14 protein-coding genes and 1 riboswitch are annotated in these 19317 nt (G+C 73.2%); of the genes, 6 read left to right on the forward strand and 8 right to left on the reverse strand.

The window, feature by feature from the left end; genetic code table 11:
* Positions 1-10 precede the first annotated feature (10 nt).
* On the forward strand, positions 11-292 hold the full coding sequence (locus tag CRV15_RS04975) for an HPr family phosphocarrier protein (RefSeq protein ID WP_003956131.1): 282 nt from the start codon (positions 11-13) through the stop codon (positions 290-292).
* A gap of 239 nt (positions 293-531) precedes the next feature.
* On the opposite strand, the gene CRV15_RS04980 is transcribed toward CRV15_RS04975, so the two are convergent.
* From CRV15_RS04980 to CRV15_RS04995, 4 genes are all read right to left on the reverse strand, one after another.
* Entirely contained in the window at positions 532-1203 is a 672-nt protein-coding gene (locus CRV15_RS04980; protein ID WP_003962120.1) for a GntR family transcriptional regulator, read from the reverse strand.
* Between the two features lie 316 nt (positions 1204-1519).
* Entirely contained in the window at positions 1520-2299 is a 780-nt protein-coding gene (locus tag CRV15_RS04985) for a M23 family metallopeptidase (RefSeq protein WP_003962119.1), read from the reverse strand.
* Positions 2300-2312: 13 nt separating this feature from the next.
* Positions 2313-2473: riboswitch (cyclic di-AMP (ydaO/yuaA leader) on the reverse strand.
* 330 nt (positions 2474-2803) lie between these two features.
* On the reverse strand, positions 2804-4171 hold the full coding sequence (locus tag CRV15_RS04990) for a M16 family metallopeptidase (RefSeq protein WP_003962118.1): 1368 nt from the start codon (positions 4169-4171) through the stop codon (positions 2804-2806).
* A 23-nt stretch (positions 4172-4194) separates the two neighbouring features.
* A complete protein-coding gene (locus CRV15_RS04995) occupies positions 4195-5550 on the reverse strand; it encodes a M16 family metallopeptidase (protein ID WP_003962117.1) in 1356 nt (451 codons plus the stop codon).
* Positions 5551-5852: 302 nt separating this feature from the next.
* Between CRV15_RS04995 and CRV15_RS05000 the strand changes: the two genes are divergently transcribed.
* Positions 5853-8300, forward strand: a complete 2448-nt coding sequence (locus tag CRV15_RS05000; RefSeq protein WP_009997751.1) for a DNA gyrase/topoisomerase IV subunit A — start codon at positions 5853-5855, stop codon at positions 8298-8300.
* Between the two features lie 118 nt (positions 8301-8418).
* On the opposite strand, the gene CRV15_RS05005 is transcribed toward CRV15_RS05000, so the two are convergent.
* Positions 8419-9639: a CobW family GTP-binding protein gene (locus CRV15_RS05005; protein ID WP_003956125.1), complete on the reverse strand. Its 1221-nt coding sequence runs from the start codon at positions 9637-9639 to the stop codon at positions 8419-8421.
* Between the two features lie 12 nt (positions 9640-9651).
* Complete coding sequence (locus CRV15_RS05010) at positions 9652-10860, reverse strand: citrate synthase/methylcitrate synthase (RefSeq protein WP_003956124.1); 1209 nt, start codon at positions 10858-10860, stop codon at positions 9652-9654.
* Positions 10861-10963: 103 nt separating this feature from the next.
* On the opposite strand from CRV15_RS05010, the gene CRV15_RS05015 reads away from it, so the two are divergent.
* From CRV15_RS05015 to CRV15_RS05025, 3 genes are all read left to right on the forward strand, one after another.
* Positions 10964-12262: a citrate synthase gene (locus CRV15_RS05015; RefSeq protein ID WP_029183080.1), complete on the forward strand. Its 1299-nt coding sequence runs from the start codon at positions 10964-10966 to the stop codon at positions 12260-12262.
* 607 nt (positions 12263-12869) lie between these two features.
* Positions 12870-14585: a sensor histidine kinase gene (locus tag CRV15_RS05020; RefSeq protein ID WP_003962114.1), complete on the forward strand. Its 1716-nt coding sequence runs from the start codon at positions 12870-12872 to the stop codon at positions 14583-14585.
* Positions 14586-14680: 95 nt separating this feature from the next.
* The gene (locus CRV15_RS05025; protein ID WP_003956121.1) at positions 14681-15361 is read left to right on the forward strand and encodes a DUF7342 family protein; all 681 of its coding nucleotides are present in this window, start codon (positions 14681-14683) and stop codon (positions 15359-15361) included.
* Positions 15362-15446: 85 nt separating this feature from the next.
* On the opposite strand, the gene CRV15_RS05030 is transcribed toward CRV15_RS05025, so the two are convergent.
* Complete coding sequence (locus tag CRV15_RS05030; RefSeq protein WP_003956120.1) at positions 15447-17564, reverse strand: DNA gyrase/topoisomerase IV subunit B; 2118 nt, start codon at positions 17562-17564, stop codon at positions 15447-15449.
* A gap of 437 nt (positions 17565-18001) precedes the next feature.
* Between CRV15_RS05030 and CRV15_RS05035 the strand changes: the two genes are divergently transcribed.
* On the forward strand, positions 18002-18232 hold the full coding sequence (locus tag CRV15_RS05035) for a DUF7455 domain-containing protein (protein WP_003956119.1): 231 nt from the start codon (positions 18002-18004) through the stop codon (positions 18230-18232).
* Between the two features lie 226 nt (positions 18233-18458).
* Here the strand turns inward: CRV15_RS05035 and CRV15_RS05040 are convergent, their stop codons facing one another.
* On the reverse strand, positions 18459-19313 hold the full coding sequence (locus CRV15_RS05040; protein ID WP_003962111.1) for a S1 family serine peptidase: 855 nt from the start codon (positions 19311-19313) through the stop codon (positions 18459-18461).
* Positions 19314-19317: the final 4 nt, after the last annotated feature.

Here is a 19317-nt window from a genome sequence, read left to right on the forward strand (position 1 = left end):
GGGCACCACCATGGCTGAGCGCCGTGTCAACGTCGGCTGGGCCGAGGGCCTGCACGCCCGACCCGCTTCCCTGTTCGTCCGCGCCGCCGCCGCGTCCGGCGTGCCGGTGACCATCGCCAAGGCCGACGGCAACCCCGTCAACGCCGCCTCCATGCTGGCGGTGCTCGGCCTGGGCGCCCGGGGTGGCGAGGAGATCGTGCTGGCCTCCGAGGCCGAGGGCGCGGACGCCGCGCTCGACCGCCTGGCCAAGCTGGTGGCCGAGGGCCTGGAGGAGCTGCCGGAGACGGTCTGACCCGTCCGGCACCGCTCAGGGGCCGCGGACTTCCCGTGACGACACGACACCGGGGTCCGCGGCCTTTTCGTGTCTCCGCGACGATCCGTGCGCGGGCCCGGGGCGGCAGGCGGCGAGGTTCCGCGGCCTCTCGCGCCTCCGCCGCCCGCCTTCCGCGCCTCGGCCCACCCCTTCGCGGCGCGGTTCCATGCCGCCGCGACCCGCCCGCGCCACCGTTTCCCCGTTCCCCTCTCCCCGCCTCAGGGGCGGGCGGGCGCCAGCCCGCGGCGGGGCGGGCGGACCGGGTGGGAGGTCCGCAGCCGGTGCGCCCCGGCGTTCCGCTCGGCGTGCAGCGCGGTCAGGGCCCGCGCCCGCTCCGCGTCCCCCCGGGCCACCGCGTCCAGGATCGCGCCGTGCTCCGCCCAGTACGCGACGGGCTCGGCGGGCTGCTCCACCGCGTACATCCACGCGATCTTGTGCCGCAACTGGGTGAGCAGGGCGATCAGCCCCGGGCTGACGGACGCCTGCGCCAGGGTCTCGTGGAACCAGCCGCCCAGCGCCCGCAGATCCTCCGCCTGGCCCCGGCGGGCCCGCTCCTGCCCGAGCCGCACCAGGCCACGCAGCACCCGCAGATGGGCCTCGGTGCGCCGCCGGGCCGCGCGGGCCGCGCCCAGGGGCTCCAGCAGCATCCGCACCTCCAGCAGATCCGCGGCCTCCTGCTCGCTCAGCTCCGCGACATGCGCACCGGCGTGCCGCTGCGTCACCACGAACCCCTCGGCCTCCAGGGTCCGCAGGGCCTCGCGCACGGGGATACGGGAGACGCCGTAGCGGCGGGCGAGCTGCTCCTCGGTGAGTTTGGCGCCGCGCGGGAAGACCCCGGAGACGATGTCGTCGCGGATCGCCGTGCAGACCGAGTGCGCGGGGACGCGCATGACCGAACCTCCGCTGTGATCCGCCGCTCGCGCCCCGGGCCGGACGGCTGCCGGGGGCCGCACGGCGCCTGTGCCGCGCGTCCGGCGACTCTATTGCAGCGGAGCCCCTTTCCCCGTGGGACGGCGTGCGGCGTCGCTCGCTTCCGGCCAGTGCCCGGGACACGTGCCAGCGGCCGGATGCCACCGGGTCCGGCGGCACCCGGGGCCAGGAGCGCCGCACGGGCCCGCGCGACGGCGGCCGGAGGACGGCCGGGGCCCCGCCGCGTGGATACGCGACGGGGCCCCGGGCGCGCGCCGCACGGCGCGCGGAGAGATGTCAGACGTGCACGCCGTGGGAACGGAGATACGCGACCGGGTCGACGTCGGACCCGTACTCGGCGCCGGTGCGGGCCTCGAAGTGGAGGTGCGCGCCGGTGGAGTTGCCGGTGGACCCGGCGAGACCGATCTGCTGGCCCGGCAGCACGCTCTGCCCGGCGGCGACATGGACCGCCGCCAGATGGCCGTACTGGGTGTACGAGCCGTCGTTCATCCGGATCACGACGTTGTTGCCGTAGGCACCGCCCCAGCCGGCCTCGACGACGGTGCCCGCGCCCACGGAGACCACGGAGGTTCCGTAGGAGGCGTGGAAGTCGATGCCGGAGTGGCTGCCGGAGGACCAGTAGGCGCCGCCGGTCTGGTACGCGGTGGAGACCCCGCCGCTGACGGGCGCCTGATACGTGTTCATCAGACGCTCGCGCTCGGCCTCGCGGGCGGCGCGCTCCCGGGCCTCCTGGGCCTCCCGCTCACGGGCCTCGGCCTTGCGGCGGGCCTCCTCGGCGGCCTCCTCGCGGGCGATGGCCTCGCGCTTCTGGGTGACGGCCTGGTCGGCGACCTCGTCGGCGAGCGAGTCGGCCTCGGCGTCCGCGGCGAGGATCATGAAGGTGCCGGTGTCCTCGGAGGACGCGGCCGGTGCCGTGCTCTCCGCGGCCAGGGCCGGGGTGGCGAGGGAGCCGCAGACGCCCGTGGTGGCGAGCGTGGCCGCGCGGGCGATGTTGGCGCCTCGGAGGGTCGCACGGCTCGGGGCGCGGTGCTTCCCGGTGGAGCGGGTCAACGCCATGAAGAGGCTGATCCTTTCCTTCCTTCTCGCCTACCGGGTTAGCTGACGGGTTCGGAGCAGGAAGGTCTCCTACGGACCCCTCCGCGGTGCGAAGGCGCCCGATTCACCCCTGGGGACGGTGGGTCCCCGGCTCCCCTGGGCTCGCACCCGGTGGGGACTCGGCGATGGCTGTCCGTGCCGCGGACGCGGCGTGGAGCGGGCGAACAGCCGCGTCGACGCTACGGGCGTCACCTCCGGTTCGCCAAACAGACGACGGATTTTGTTGGCTATGCCACAGCCCAGACAGGAGAAGCCCCATGACATTTCCTCAAAACCGGGCAAATGTAGAGCAAGTACAGCGGAACCCCGGCGGTCAGAGCACCGCCGGGGTTCCGTCCACGCGTCGCGGAGCCGGTCGCACAGCCGGGCGCACGGCCGGTCACGGGAGTCCGGCCGGTCACGGGGTCCGGCCGCCGTACGTCCGTACGCCGCACGGCCGGTCACGGGGTCCGGCCGCCCGGGAGGTCAGCCCGTGACGACCGTGACCTTGCCGATGCCCAGCGCCTCCACGGGCGCCGCGATCTGCGCGGCGTCCCCGACGAGCACCGTGACCAGCCGGTCCACCGGGAAGGCGCTGACGACGGCCGCCGTCGCCTCCACGGTCCCCGTCTCCGCCAGCCGCGCGTACAGCCGCGCCTGGTAGTCGTCGGGCAGATACTGCTCGACCTGGTCGGCCAGCGTGCCCGCGACGGAGGCGGCCGTCTCGTAGCGCAGCGGTGCGACACCCACCAGGTTCTGCACGGCGGCGTCCCGCTCGGCGTCGGTCAGCCCCTCGGCGGCCAGCACCCGCAGCACCTGCCACAGGTCCTCCAGCGCCGGGCCCGTGTTGGGGGTGTCCACCGAGCCGCTGATGGCGAGCAGCGAGGCGCCCGAGCCGTCGGGCGCGGACCGCAGCACCTGCCCGAAGGCGCGGACGCCGTAGGTGTAGCCCTTCTCCTCGCGCAGCACCCGGTCGAGCCGTGAGGTGAGGGTGCCGCCGAGGCAGTACGCGCCGAGCACCTGGGCCGCCCAGACACGGTCGTGGCGGTCCGGGCCCACCCGGCCGATGAGGAGCTGGGTCTGCACCGCGCCGGGGCGGTCCACGACGATCACCCGTCCGGCGTCGTCCGCGGAGACCGCCGGCACGGGACGGAGCGCGCCCGCCTCGCCCGTCCACTCCCCGAGGGTGTCGGCGAGCACCGCGTCCAGGTCGATCCCGGTGAAGTCGCCGACGACGACCAGGGTCGCGGTCGCCGGGCGGACATGGGTCTCGAAGAACGCCCGCACGGCCGTGGAGTCGATCCGGGCGACGGTCTCCTCGCTGCCCTGGCGCGGCCGGGACATCCGCAGCGAGGCCGGGAAGAGCTGCTTGTACAGCTCCTTGGCGGCGCGCCGGGACGGGTTGGCCGTCTCGTGGGGGATCTCGTCCAGCCGGTTGCGCACCAGCCGCTCGATCTCGGTGTCGAGGAACGCGGGCGCGCGCAGGGCCTCGGCGAGCAGCCCGAGGCCCTTGGGCAGCCGGGAGGCGGGGACCTCCAGCGAGATCCGTACACCGGAGTGGTCGGCGTGCGCGTCGAGGGTGGCCCCGCAGCGCTCCAGCTCGGCGGCGAACTCCTCGGCGGAGCGCTTGTCGGTGCCCTCGGACAGCGCACGGGCCATGATCGTGGCGATGCCGTCGAGTCCTTCGGGCTCCGCGTCGAGCGGGGCGTCGAGCAGGATCTCCACGGCCACGACCTGCTGGCCGGGGCGGTGGCAGTGCAGCACCGTCAGCCCGTTGTCCAGCGCGCCGCGCTCGGGCGCGGGGAAGGCCCACGGCCTGGCCCGGCCCGCCTGCGGCTGGGGGTGGAACTCCATGGTGGTCAGCGGCTCGGCGTCGGTCACTGGCCCGCCCCTTCTTCGTCGGTCTCGTCACTCTGCCCGGCCGCCTCGGCGGCGAGCGGCTCGTACACCAGCACCGCGCGGTTGTCCGGCCGCAGCCGGGCCGCGGCGGCCTCGCGCACCTCGTCGGCGGTGACCGTGAGGATGCGCTCGACGGCGGTGAGCGCGAGCTGCGGGTCACCGAAGAGCACCGCGTACCGGCAGAGTTCGTCGGCGCGGCCGGCGACGGTGGAGAGCCGGTCCAGCCATTCGCGCTCCAGCTGGGCCTGGGCCCGCTCCATCTCCTCGGGGGTGGGGCCGTCCGCGGCGAACCGGGCCAGCTCCTCGTCGACGGCGACCTCGATCGTCCCGACCTCGACCCCGCCGGAGATCTTCACGTCCAGCCAGCCCAGGGAGGGCGCCCCGGCCAGCCGCAGCAGGCCGAAGCCGGCCCCCACGGCCGTCCGGTCGCGGCGCACCAGCCGGTTGTGCAGCCGGGAGGACTCGCCGCCGCCGAGGACGGTGAGCGCCAGGTCGACGGCGTCGCACTCACGGGTGCCGTCGTGCGGCAGCCGGTAGGCGGCCATCAGGGCGCGCGCGGGCACGTCCTCCTCGACGACCTCGCGGAGCTGCTCCCCGATGACGTCCGGGAGGGAGCCGTCGCGCGGCGCGGGCTTGCCGTCGTGGCCGGGGATGGAGCCGAAGTACTTCTCCACCCAGGCGAGGGTCTGCTCCGGGTCGATGTCGCCGACGACCGAGAGCACCGCGTTGTTCGGCGCGTAGTACGTACGGAAGAACGCGCGGGCGTCCTCCAGCGTGGCGGCGTCCAGGTCGGCCATGGAGCCGATGGGCGTGTGGTGGTACGGGTGGCCCTCGGGGTAGGCGAGGGCGGTCAGCTTCTCGAACGCGGTGCCGTAGGGCACGTTGTCGTAGCGCTGGCGGCGCTCGTTCTTGACCACGTCGCGCTGGTTCTCCATCGACTCGTCGTCGAGGGCGGCCAGCAGGGAGCCCATGCGGTCGGCCTCCAGCCAGAGCGCCAGCTCAAGCTGGTGGGCGGGCATGGTCTCGAAGTAGTTCGTGCGCTCGAAGCTGGTCGTGCCGTTCAGCGAGCCGCCCGCGCCCTGCACCAGTTCGAAGTGGCCGTTGCCGTGGACCTGCTTGGAGCCCTGGAACATGAGGTGCTCGAAGAGGTGGGCGAGCCCGGTACGGCCCTTGACCTCGTGGCGCGATCCCACGTCGTACCAGAGGCAGACCGCGGCGACCGGAGCCAGATGGTCCTCGGAGAGCACCACGCGCAGGCCATTGGCCAGCCGGTGCTCCGTCGCTGTCAGACCGCCCGAACCGGCCCGCGCTGTGGCCGTGTGACCCATGGGCATGTACGTCCCTTCGATCGCGATGCTTAAGGGGTGTTGTTTTCCCAGCACCGCCACTGTATGCAAGCGGGACGACCGCTGGCGAAGTCCTTACGCGTCCTCCGGTGTCCTTCCGTGTCCTTCCGTGGCACGGCACCCGTGCGCGGTCTCCGCCGGGGCGGACACCGCGCCGGTCCGCGCCCCGCGGGGGCTCCCCGGGGGGTCACCCGAAGTCGTTCACCGGGTCGCGGTCGGTGTTGTCAGTGCGACGGGCCACAATGGTCGGCGTCAGTTCCCGATCCGGTCGTGAAGGAGCAGCAGCCTCGATGGCCCGCCGCAGCACGAAAACCCCGCAGCCCGATTTCGAGGAGAAGATCCTCGACATCGACGTCGTCGACGAGATGCAGGGCTCCTTCCTCGAATACGCCTACTCCGTCATCTACTCGCGCGCCCTGCCGGACGCGCGGGACGGGATGAAGCCGGTCCAGCGCCGCATCGTCTATCAGATGAACGAGATGGGCCTGCGCCCCGACCGCGGCTATGTGAAGTGCGCCCGGGTCGTGGGCGAGGTCATGGGCAAGCTGCACCCGCACGGCGACGCGTCGATCTACGACGCCCTGGTGCGGATGGCGCAGCCGTTCTCGATGCGGGTCCCGCTCGTCGACGGGCACGGGAATTTCGGTTCGCTGGGCAATGACGACCCGCCCGCGGCGATGCGGTACACCGAGTGCCGGATGGCGGACGCCACCTCGCTGATGACGGAGTCCATCGACGAGGACACGGTCGACTTCGCCCCCAACTACGACGGCCAGGAGCAGGAGCCGGTGGCCCTCCCGGCGGCCTATCCGAACCTTCTGGTCAATGGCTCGTCCGGCATCGCGGTCGGCATGGCGACCAATATGCCGCCGCACAATCTGGGCGAGGTCATCGCCGCCGCGCGGCATCTGATCCGGTACCCGGGCGCGGACCTGGAGGCGCTGATGCGCTTCGTCCCGGGTCCCGATCTGCCCACGGGCGGCAGGGTCGTGGGCCTCTCGGGCATCAGGGACGCCTATGAGACGGGCCGGGGCACCTTCAAGATCCGCGCCACCACGTCGGTGGAGGACGTGACGGCCCGCCGCAAGGGGATCGTCGTCACGGAGCTGCCGTTCTCGGTGGGCCCGGAGAAGGTGATCTCCAAGATCAAGGATCTGGTCGGGTCGAAGAAGCTCCAGGGCATCGCCGATGTCAAGGACCTCACGGACCGTGCCCACGGACTGCGGCTGGTCATCGAGATCAAGAACGGTTTCGTCCCCGAGGCCGTCCTGGAGCAGCTCTACAAGCTGACCCCCATGGAGGAGTCCTTCGGGATCAACAATGTGGCGCTGGTGGACGGCCAGCCGCTCACGCTGGGGCTGAAGGAGCTGCTGGAGGTCTACCTCGACCACCGCTTCACCGTGGTCCGCCGCCGCAGCGAGTTCCGGCGCGGCAGGCGCAGGGACCGGCTGCACCTCGTGGAGGGGCTGCTCGTCGCGCTCGTCGACATCGACGAGGTGATCCGTCTGATCCGCTCCAGCGAGAACTCGGCGCAGGCGAAGCAGCGGCTGATCGAGCGCTTCGGCCTCTCCGAGGTGCAGACGCAGTACATCCTGGACACCCCGCTGCGCCGGCTCACCAAGTTCGACCGGATCGAGCTGGAGAGCGAGCGCGACCGGCTCATGGACGAGATCGCGGCGCTGACGCGCATCCTGGAGTCCGACGCGGAGCTGCGCAAGCTGGTCTCCGGCGAACTGGCGTCGGTGGCGAAGAAGTTCGGCACCGAGCGGCGCACGGTCCTGCTGGAGTCGGGGGCGGTCCCGGCCCCCGCGGTCGCCCTGGAGGTCGCGGACGACCCCTGCCGGGTGCTGCTGTCCTCCACCGGGCTGCTGGCGCGGACGGTCACCGGGGACCCGCTGCCGGAGCCGGGCCCCAAGCGGGCGCGGCACGATCTGGTCGTGTCCTCGGTCACGGCCACCGCACGCGGCGACATCGGCGCCGTGACCTCGGCGGGACGGCTGCTGCGGGTCGCGGTGATCGATCTGCCGCAGCTCCCGCAGACGGCCACCGCGCCGACGCTGTCCGGCGGCGCGCCGCTGTCGGAGTTCCTGTCGCTGGAGGCGGACGAGACGGTGATCTGCCTCACCACGCTGGACGAGTCCTCGCAGGGGCTGGCGCTGGGCACGCTCCAGGGCGTCGTCAAGCGGGTGGTGCCGGACTATCCGGCCAACAAGGACGAGCTGGAGGTCTTCTCGCTGAAGGAGGGCGACCGGATCGTCGGCGGGGCCGAGCTGCGCACCGGCGAGGAGGATCTGGTCTTCATCACCTCCGACGCACAGCTCCTGCGCTACCCGGCGGCCCAGGTCCGGCCGCAGGGCCGGGCGGCGGGCGGTATGGCGGGCGTCAAGCTGGCGGACGGCGCCCGGGTGCTGTCGTTCACGGCGGTCGACCCGGCGGCGGAAGCGGTGGTGTTCACGGCGGCGGGCTCCACGGGCGCGCTGGACGACTCGGTCACGACGGTGAAGCTCACCCCGTTCGACCAGTACCCGCGCAAGGGGCGGGCCACCGGCGGGGTGCGCTGTCAGCGCTTCCTCAAGGGGGAGGACGTGCTGCTCCTCGCCTGGGCGGGCGAGGCCCCGGCCAGGGCGGCGCAGGCCAATGGCGTCCCGGCGGAGCTGCCGGAGCAGGACCCCCGGCGGGACGGCTCGGGTACGCCGCCGGTCTCCGCGGTCGCGGTCCTGGCGGGCCCGCCGCGCTGAGCCGCTCGTCCGCGCACGTCGTCCATCGGGGCGGGCCGGTGTCGGGGTCCGTCCCCGGCGCGGGCCCGCCCCGGCGGTTTCCGCGCCCACGGTTTCCGCGGGCGGGGCGGGCGGGGGGTCAGCCGCCGGGCACGGTCTCCCCGGTCCACTCCCCGGTCCATTCCGCGGCCGGTTCCGCCATGGCCGGTTCCGCCGCCGCCGGGCCGGGGGCTCCGGAGGCGTCGGGAACATCGGGAACATCGGGAACATCGGCGACATAGCGCAGGACGCCCCACATGCTCCGCTCGTCGGGGAGGTCCGCGGGGTCGTCGGTGACCGGGGTGCGGTCGAGCGCGGTCCGCAGGGCGGGGGCGTCGATGCCGGAGCCGATGAGGACGAGGTCGGTGCGGCGCTCGGCACCGGCGGGCCACGGCTCGGGGAGGAAGCGCAGAAAGCGGCCGACGGCGTGGACGGCGTACCGGTTGCGGGGGTCGGCCGCGCCGAAGTCGACGAAGCCCTTGATCCGGTAGAGCCCCTCGGGCCGGGAGTCGAGGAAGTCCAGCAGCCGCCGGGGGTGCAGGGGCCGCCCGGCGGTGAAGGCGACGCTGTCGTAGGACGCGTGCGGATGGCCCGCTCCCGCGTCGCAGCTCCCCGTACAGCTCCCGTCGCAGGTCCCGGCTCCGGGATGGGCGTCGTCCGCCGTCAGCAGATCGTCGAAGGCGAGCTGTCCCACCCGTTCCCCGGCGGGTCGGCGGTCGAAGAACAGCTCCGGGTCGACCCTCCCGTACACCGACTCCACGGCCGCGGCCCCGGGGGCGAGCGCGGCCAGCGCGGAGCGCAGCCGGGCCCGCGCGGCCCCGTCCACGCGGTCGGTCTTGTTGAGGACCACCAGGTCGGCGATGGCCAGATGGCGGTCGATCTCGGGGTGCCGCTCCCGGGTGGCGTCGAACTCGGCCGCGTCGACGACCTCGACGAGTCCTCCGTACACCACCCGTTCGTTCGCGGCGGCGAGCACCATCCGCACCAGTTCCCGCGGCTCGGCCAGACCGCTCGCCTCGATCACGATCACATCGAGACGGGCGGCGGGCCGGGCCAGCTTCTCCAGGAAGACATCCAGCTCGGAGGCGTCGACGGCGCAGCACAGACAGCCGTTGCCGAGGGAGACCGTGGAGTCGCCGAGCTGGCCCGCGACCGTCATGGCGTCGATCTCGATGGAGCCGAAGTCGTTGACGATCGCGCCGATGCGGGTGCCCCGGCAGGCCCGCAGCAGATGGTTGAGCAGGGTGGTCTTGCCCGAGCCGAGGAAGCCCGCGAGGACGATGACGGGGATCTGCTTGCTCGGCGGGGGGACGGGACTCACCTGGGGCCTCTCTCAGACGGCGGGCACGGGCTGCGGCGGGGGCGGGCCGACATAGCGGGCCGCCGGGCGGATGATCTTCGAGTCCGCCGCCTGCTCCAGGATATTGGCGCTCCAGCCGACCACCCGGGCCGCGCAGAAGGTGGGGGTGAACATCTCCCGGGGCAGCCCGCACAGCTCCATGACCACACCGGCGTAGAACTCCACGTTGGTGTGCAGCTCGCGCCCCGGCTTCAGCTCGGCGAGGATCGCGACGACCTCCTTCTCCACCTGGACGGCGAACTCCACCAGCGGTCCGCCGAAGCCCTCCGCGACGGAGCGCAGCATCCGGGAGCGGGGGTCCTCGGTGCGGTAGACGGGGTGGCCGAAGCCCATGATGCGGCTTCCCGCGAGGACCCGTTCGGTGATCCAGGGGCGAATCCGGTCGGGGGTGCCGATGGCGTCGAGGGTGTCGAGGGCACGGCTGGGGGCGCCGCCGTGGAGGGGTCCCGAGAGCGCGCCGATCGCACCGGTCAGACCGGCCACGACATCGGCGCCGGTGGACGCGATCACCCGGCCGGTGAAGGTGGAGGCGTTGAACCCGTGGTCCACCGTGGAGACGAGATAGCGCTCGACCGCCCGTGCCCGGGCGGGCTCCGGCTCGGTGCCGCTGAGCATGTACAGATAGTTGGCGGCGTACGGCAGGTCGGTGCGCGGCTCGACCGGCTCCAGGCCGCGGGACAGCCGGTGGAGCGCGGTGAGCAGGGTGGGGACGGCGGCGCAGGCGGTGAGCGCGTCGGCGCGGCGGGCGTCCGGGTCCAGGTCGTACACGGGGCGCATACCGGTGGCCGCGCCGAGCAGGGAGAGCGCGGTGCGCAGCCCGGCGAGGGGCCCGGAGGCCGGCCCGGCGTGCGCGATCGCGGGGAGCGCGGCCCGTACCGCGTCGGGCAGACGGCGCAGCCGGGCGGTGTGCGCGAGGAAGGCGGCCCCTTCGGCGGCGTCCGGGAGCCGGCCGTGGAACATCAGGTGCCAGACGTCCTCGAACGTCCGGCTCTCGGCCAGTTCGACGGCCGAGTACTGGCGGTAGTGGTAGAAGCCCTCGCGGCCCCGGACGTCCCCCAGCCCGGTGTCGGTGACGACGACACCCGCGAGCCCGCGCGGCACGGCCCTGACACCTCCGGCGGCCGGTGTTGCTTCTGTGGTCGGTGTCGTCCCTGTGGTCGGCGTTCCTTCGGCGCTCTGCATGGCGGCCTCCTCCATCAAAGATTGATTTGACTGTCCATGCTTGAATCTCCAGGTGTCAATGTTGATTGAATCAATATGCATGGGGGGTGTGTACGGTGTCCTCATGACGGATCACGCGGCCGAGGCGGAGCGGCTGACCACCCGTGAGGCGGCCGAGCGGCTGGGGGTGAAGCCCGCGACGCTGTACGCGTATGTCAGCCGGGGACTGCTCACCAGCCGCCGCGGCCCCGGCGGCCGGGGCAGCACCTTCGATCCCCAGGAGGTCGACGCGCTGGTGCGCCGCAACCGCCGGGAGGCCGCGTCCGGCGGCGAGCCGACCCAGCGCATCCGCACCGGCCTCACGCTGATCGACGCGGACCGCTACTGGTTCCGCGGCGTCGACGCCGTCGAGCTGGCCCGCCGGTACCCGTACGAGACGGTCGCGGAGTGGCTCTGGACGGGGACCCTGCGGCCCTCGGTCCGTTTCACCGCCCCGCCCGACGCGCTCGCGGCGGCCCGGCGCGCGGTCGCGGCGCTCCCCGCGAACAGCGGCTCCACGGACCGGCTGCGGGTCGCGGCCATCGCCGCCGCCGTCACCGACCCGGTCCGCTTCGACCTCGGGCGGGACGCGGTCCTCGGCAGCGCCCGGATGCTGATCCCCACCCTCGTGGAGGCCCTGCCGCCGACCGGGGCCGCGGCACGGGCGGGTACGGCCGCGGAGGCGGCCGGTCCGGAGACCGGCGGGCCCTCGGACGGGGCCGTACCGATCGCCCGGCGGCTGTGGCCCCGGCTGACCGCCGCGGAGCCCGGTCCGGCGGCGGTCCGGGTACTGGACCTGGCGCTGGCGCTCCTCGCCGACCACGACCTGGCCGCGTCGACGCTCGCCGTCCGGGTCGCGGCCTCGGCCCGTGCCCATCCCTACGCCGTCGTCTCGGCCGGGCTCGGCGCCCTGGACGGGCCGCTGCACGGCGCCGCCAGCGGCCTCACCCACCGGATGCTCACCGAGGTGCTGGAACGCGGCAGCGCGGCGGCGGTCGTCGCCGACCATCTGCGGGCGGGCCGCCGGGTGCCCGGCCTCGGACACCGGCTCTACCCGGGCCGCGACCCCCGCGCCGAGGCGCTCCTCGCCGCCCTGGAGCCCCTTCCCGAGGCCCGCGCGGCACTGGAGGCGGCCCGCGAGGTGGAGGCCGTCACCGCCCGGCAGATGGCGCTGAACGCCAATGTCGACCTGGCGCTGGGCGTGCTCTCGGTCTCCTTCGGCATGCCAGCCGAGGCCGGTGAGACCGTGTTCGCGGTGGCGCGCACGGCGGGGTGGATCGCCCACGCCCTGGAGGAGTACGAGGAACGCCCCCTGCGGCTGCGCCCCAGCGGGCAGTACACGGGGCCCCGCCCACCGCGCCCGCTGCCCGAGCCGGAGCACTGAGGCCCGGCGTATCCCTGCGGCGGGCCTGAGCCCGGCATACCCGTACGGCGGGAACACGCCGGAGGGACCCGTCACACCCGACTCGGGGCGCGAACCCGGGGCCCGGCGGCATCCGGGCAAGGTCACACAGGTCCCACGGGCACCGCCGACGGGCTGGGGAGCCCGCCCGCTCCAGGCCGCGCCGTCACCGTCCCGTCCGGTCGGCGGCGCCCTGCGCGCTCCCCTCCCCCGGCCTGGCGGGCACAGGGAGGTGCCCCCGATCCCCGGTGCGGCGCGAGGGGAGCGCTCCACCGCAGGGCCCTCTCCGCCCCGCGATCGCCCGCACCGGGCGGACGACGCCGACGCCGTCCCGACGGCGCTCCCCGGCCAGAGCCGGTGGGGGCCACCGGGACGGCACACCCGGACCGGACCGTTCCGTACAGCCACCCCGGGCGGGGCGGCTGTACGGCGGCGGACCCGTCCGGCACGCGGGCCCGGCCTCCGGAGCCACCGGGCCCGGGCCGGCATCCGGGCAGATCACCGGCGTCGCGGGGCCGCCCGCTCCGCCCCGGGCCCGGCACAGGGGCGGATTTCGGAAAGCACCCCTGTCCGTTTACCGTTCATAGACATGAGCCCGGAACCGACCGCACCGCCCCGCCGTCGGCGGATCGGCTGGCCCCAGCGGGTCTTCTCCCAGGTCCTGCTGATGCAGCTCGCCATCGCCACCGGTGTGACCGTGCTGGCCACCGGCTTCTTCCTGGCGCCGCTCTCCGCGCAACTCGACGACCAGGCCATGCGCAGGGCCCTGGCCATCGCCCAGACCGCCGCCTCCCCCCAGGTCGCCGACGGGCTCGCCACCACCCGGCCCACCGCCACCGGCCCGGTCCAGACGGAGGCCGAGCGGATTCGCCGGACCACCGGCGCCGAATATGTCGTGATCATGGACATGACCGGGGTGCGCTGGTCCCACACCTCCCCCGAGCAGATCGGACGGCTGGTCTCCACCGACCCCAGCGCCGCCCTCGCGGGCCGGGAGGTCATGGAGATCGACGACGGCACCCTGGGCCGCTCCGCCCGGGGCAAGGTCCCGCTCCGGGACGACGCGGGACGGATCATCGGCGCGGTCTCCGTCGGCATCGAGTACGACAGCGTCCGGGACCGTCTGTTCTCCGCCATCCCCGGGATGCTCCTGTACGCGGGCGGCGCGCTGGCCGCCGGGGCGATCGCCGCCTATCTGATCTCCCGCCGGCTCCAGCGCCAAACCCATGACCTGGCCTTCTCCGATATCTCCGCCCTGCTGGCGGAGCGCGAGGCCATGCTGCACGGCATCCGTGAAGGTGTCGTGGCGCTCGACGCGACCGGCCGGATCCGGCTGATGAACGACGAGGCCCAGCGCCTCCTGGGACTGGAGTCCGACGGCCGCGGACTGCCCCTCGACGAGGTGCTGGGCGCGGGCCGCACCGCCGATGTCCTGGCGGGCCGGGTCACCGGCGAGGACCTGCTCGCCGTGCGCGGCCACCGGGTGCTGATCACCAACCGGATGCCGACCGACGACGGCGGCGCCGTCGCCACCCTGCGCGACCGCACCGAACTGGAACGGCTCGGCCGGGAGCTGGACTCCACCCGCGGGCTCATCGACGCCCTGCGCGCCCAGGACCACGAGCACGCCAACCGGATGCACACCCTGCTCGGCCTGCTGGAGCTGGAGATGCACGACGAGGCGGTCTCCTTCGTCACCGAGGTGGTCGGGGTGCACCGGGCCACCGCCGAACAGGTCACCGAGAAGATCCACGACCCGCTGCTGGCCTCCCTGCTCGTCGGCAAGGCGACGGTGGCCGCCGAGCGCGGTGTCTCACTGCGGATCGCGCCGGGCACCCTGCTCCCCGACCGGGTCGTGGACCCGCGCGGGCTGGTCACGGTCCTGGGCAACCTCGTCGACAACGCGATGGACGCGGCGGCCGGATCGGCGGAGCCGGGGATCGAGGTCGAGCTGTCGTCCGAGGGCCGCACGGCGGTACTGCGGGTCGCCGACACCGGCCCCGGGGTCCCGCCGGAGCAGCGCGAGCAGATCTTCACCGAGGGCTGGACCACCAAGGAGCTGCCCGCGCACGGCAAGCGCGGGCTGGGCCTCGCCCTGGTGCGCAGACTCGCCGAGCGGCAGGGCGGCAGCGCCCTGGTGCGCGAGGCCGAGGGCGGCGGCGCCGAGTTCGTCGTGGTCCTGCCCGAGGCCCTGGCACCCGAGGCGCTGACGGACGGGACACCGACGGACGAGGGCCACGAGGGCTCCCCGGACGGCACGACGGCCCATGAGCCGAAGACCGCGACCGCGGCGGAGGCACGATGACGAACGGCAGCACGGTCGGCAACGGCAGGGTCGGCACCCCCGCCACGGACCCCACCGGCGCGGGCGGACCGCCGGGGCGTCCGGCGCCGGAGGGCATGATCGACGTCCTGGTGGTCGACGACGACATCAGGGTCGCGGGGATCAACGCCGCCTATGTCGCCAAGGTGCCCGGCTTCCGGGTCAGCGCCGAGGCCCACTCGGCCGCCGAGGCACTGGCCCGGATCGCCGACTCCCCCGCCGACCTCGTCCTCATGGACCACTATCTGCCGGACGGCAACGGCCTGGCGGTCGTCCGCGAGCTGCGCAGACTCGGCCACCAGACCGACGTGATCATGGTGACGGCCGCCCGTGACGTGGCCACCGTGCAGGCGGCCATGCGCCACGGCGCCCTCCAGTACCTGGTGAAGCCGTTCAACTTCGCCGGACTGCGGACCAAGCTGGAGGCGTACGCGGGGCTGCGCCGCACCCTCGGCGGCGGGGGCGAGGCCGAACAGGCCGAGGTGGACCGGATCTTCGGGGCCCTCTCGGCCGGGGCCGCCGCCCCGGACCTGCCCAAGGGCCACTCCCCGACCACCGCCGAAGTGGTCCGCCAGGTGCTGCTGACGGCCGAGGGCCCGCTCTCCACACAGCTCATCGCGGAGCGCGCGGGGGTCAGCCGGCAGACCGCGCAGCGCTATCTCAAGCTGCTGGAACGGACGGGCCGGGTGCGGCTCAGCCTCAAGTACGGCGAGACGGGCCGCCCCGAGCACCGCTACCTCTGGTCGGCCCGGCCCTGAGCCCCGCCCACCGCCCGCGGCCGGTGGCCTGAGCCCTCCCGCCCCGGCCCGTGGACCGGAAGGCGGGAGGCCGCGGCCGGGCCCGTCAGGCGTCGATACGGGAGCGGTCCAGCGTGGCGGCCGAGCTGGTGATGAACTCCTTGCGGGGCGCCACCTCGTTGCCCATCAGCAGATCGAAGACCTGCTCGGCGGCGTCCAGATCACCGATGTTGATCCGGCGCAGGGTGCGGTGGCGGGGGTCCATCGTCGTCTCCGCGAGCTGGTCGGCGTCCATCTCACCGAGACCCTTGTAGCGCTGGATGGAGTCCTTGTACCGCACACCCTTGCGCTGGAACTCCAGCAGGGTCTGGCGGAGTTCGTTGTCCGAGTAGGTGTAGACGTACTTGTCCTGGCCCTTCTTGGGCTGGACCAGCTCGATCCGGTGCAGCGGCGGCACGGCCGCGAAGACCCGGCCCGCCTCCACCATCGGGCGCATGTAGCGCTGGAAGAGGGTGAGCAGCAGACAGCGGATGTGTGCGCCGTCGACATCGGCGTCGACCAGCAGCACGATCTTGCCGTAGCGCGCGGCGTCGAGGTCGAAGGTCCGGCCGGACCCGGCACCTATGACCTGGATGATCGCTCCGCACTCGGCGTTCTTCAGCATGTCGGACACGGACGACTTCTGAACGTTCAGGATCTTGCCGCGGATCGGCAGTAGCGCCTGGAACTCGCTGTTGCGCGCGAGCTTGGCGGTGCCGAGCGCGGAGTCCCCCTCGACGATGAACAGCTCGCTGCGCTCGACGTCGTCGCTGCGGCAGTCGGCCAGCTTGGCGGGGAGGGACGAGGTCTCCAGGGCCGTCTTGCGGCGCTGCGCCTCCTTGTGCTGACGGGCGGCGATCCGGGTGCGCGCGGCGGCGACGGCCTTCTCCAGCACGGCGCGGGCCTGGGCCTTCGCGTCGCGCTTGGTGGAGGTGAGGAACGCCTTCAGCTCGCGGGCGACGACGTTGGACACGATCCGGTTGGCCGCCGACGTGCCCAGCACCTCCTTGGTCTGCCCCTCGAACTGCGGCTCCGCGAGCCGTACGGTGACGACGGCGGTCAGCCCCTCCAGGGCGTCGTCCTTGACGATGTCGTCCTCGGCGACCCGCAGCAGCTTGGCCGAGCGCAGTACCTCGTTGACCGTCTTGGTGACGGAGCGCTCGAAGCCGGTGACGTGGGTGCCCCCCTTGGGGGTGGCGATGATGTTGACGAAGGACCGGACGGCGGTGTCGTAGCCGGTGCCCCAGCGCAGGGCGATGTCGACGCCCAGCTCCCGGGTGACCTCGGTCGGGGTCATATGGCCGCGGTCGTCCAGGACGGGGACGGTCTCCTTGAAGGTGCCCTGGCCGGTCAGCCGCAGCACGTCGCAGACGGCCTTGTCCTGCGCCAGGTACTCGCAGAACTCGCTGATGCCGCCGTCGAAGCGGAAGATCTCCTGGCTCTTGCCCTCGCCCGCGAGGTCGCGCTCATCCCGTACCACGATGGTGAGACCGGGCACCAGGAACGCGGTCTGCCGGGCCCGCTGGTGCAGGGTCTCCAGGGCGAGCCTGGCCTCCTTGAGGAAGATCTGCCGGTCCGTCCAGTACCGCACGCGGGTGCCGGTGCGCGTCTTGGGCACCCGCTTGCCCTTGCGCAGTCCGTTCGCCGGGTCGAACGGGGCGTCGGGGCCCTGCTCGGTGAAGATGCCGGGGACACCGCGGCGGAAGCTGATCGCGTGCGTGGAGCCGTTCCGGTCGACCTCGACGTCGAGGCGGGCGGAGAGGGCGTTGACCACGGAGGCGCCGACGCCGTGGAGACCGCCGGACGCGGCGTAGGAGCCGCCGCCGAACTTTCCTCCGGCGTGCAGCTTGGTCATCACGACCTCGACGCCGGAGAGACCCGTCTTGGGCTCCACGTCCACCGGGATGCCGCGGCCGTTGTCCCGCACCTCGACGGAGCCGTCGTCGTGCAGGATCACCTCGATGTGGTCGCAGTAGCCGCCCAGCGCCTCGTCGACGGAGTTGTCGATGATTTCCCAGAGGCAGTGCATCAGACCGCGGCTGTCGGTCGATCCGATGTACATACCGGGGCGCTTGCGGACCGCTTCCAGGCCCTCAAGGACGAGCAGGTGCCGCGCGGTGTAGTTGGAACCGTCACGCTCTGCGGTCAGCAGTGTTGTCGACGGCACAGACGTTTCGGCGGTCACGCGGTTCGCTCCTCGCTGAATTTCAGATGTGGCCCGGTGGGGTAGGGCCCGGCGTCGGTCGCCCGGTGAGAGGGTACCGAGCCCTGGTAGAGCCGTTGTCACGCCACCCTGGTTGATTCTCCATGCTAGTCCAGCGTCGCATGCTTGTTCGATACCTCGATGGAGTGACGCGAACATCACGTTCCCTTCGGCGCATGAACCATTTAGGCTCCGGGCACGTCCTCAAGAACAACCGGCAAGCCAGCCGGGAGGGCCCCAACAAGACAAGCAACGCGAAACCCGTAAAGCCCAGCAATACGGCCCATTCGCCGCCACCCGGAAGCAGCCGGCCCCCTTGGGGAGAAATCTTCAAGGAATAAGTCCCGAGCGGGAACGATTTGGGACTGGTTGGATGTTGACCCTGGTACGACAGCTCGTCGAGCTAGAGAAGAGGCGACGTGACTACTGTTCTGACCCCCGCGAGCCCGCTGACGGCCGCTGACAGGTGCGACCGCTGCGGCGCCCAGGCGTATCTGCGCGTCGTCCTGACCAGCGGCGGTGAGCTGCTCTTCTGTGCCCACCACGGGCGCAAGTTCGAGCCGGAACTCAAGAAGATCGCCGCGGAAATACAGGATGAGACCGACCGACTGACGGCCGTCCCGGCCGGAGCCGGTCACGAGGACCACTGACGCCTCGCATCCACGACGAGCGATGGCCGGTCGAGGACCGGCACACGGGCGACCGTCTCCCGAGGCGGTCGCCCGCTCGTGTCCCGGAACGCCCCACGCCGGGCGTCAGGGCCCGCGCGGTAGGTCCCGGAGCCCTGGGGGCCGGGTCACCGCCGTCCGGGCCGCACACCCCCTCCAGGGCCGTGGAGAGCGCTCCGGCGAGGGCGGGCACCCCGGGAGCGGGGAGTCAGACCCTCGTGGCCTCCTGAGCGCCCCTGACGGCCCCGTGGGGCAGCTCCACCGCCGAGACCCGCGTATAGACCCCGGGGCTCTGCGCGAGGCCGCAGCCGCTGCCCCAGGAGACCAGGCCGATGAGCCTGCCCTTCGCCACCAGGGGACCGCCGCTGTCCCCCTGGCACGCGTCCCGCCCGCCCCGGGAGTCTCCCGCGCAGAGCATCGTCGCGGCGATGTAACGGCCGTCGAGCCCACCGGGATAGGCCCGGTGACAGGTGGTGTCCGACAACACGCTCACCTGGGCCGCCCGCAGTGAGGTCGCGTACGCCCCCTCCCCCGTCGTATCGCCCCAGCCGTATACGGACGCCGTCGTACCGGGGGTGTACGCGGGGTCACCGACCGGCGCCACGGTGATGACCCTGGACGCGGGCAGCGGGTCCGCCAGGGTCAGCAGCGCCAGGTCGGCACTGTTGGTGACGGGGTCGTACTGCGGTGAGACCCAGGTGTCCGTGACCGCGACCTCCACCCCGCCGGAGCCCGTCAGCTCCGTACGGCCGGAGATGATCCGCAGATCCGGCACGTCCCGCACCTCCTCGCCCAGCACCGCCCGGCTCAGACAGTGGGCGGCCGTCATCACCCGGTCCGGCGCCACCACGACCCCGCCGCAGAACTGGCCCCCGCGGGTTCCCCCGAACCGGTCACGGCTGGACAGGGCGACCACCCAGGGGCTCTCCGCGGTCCGTACCGGCCGGCCGCCCACGACGACGCTGTCGGCCGCCGCGGGGGCGGGCACGGCCAGCGGGGCCACCAGGCCCGCGGGCAGCAGGGCCAGCGCCCCGGCCAGGGCTCGGACGAGAGGACGGCGCATCAGT

The organism is Streptomyces clavuligerus (assembly GCF_005519465.1).
GTDB lineage: Bacteria > Actinomycetota > Actinomycetes > Streptomycetales > Streptomycetaceae > Streptomyces > Streptomyces clavuligerus.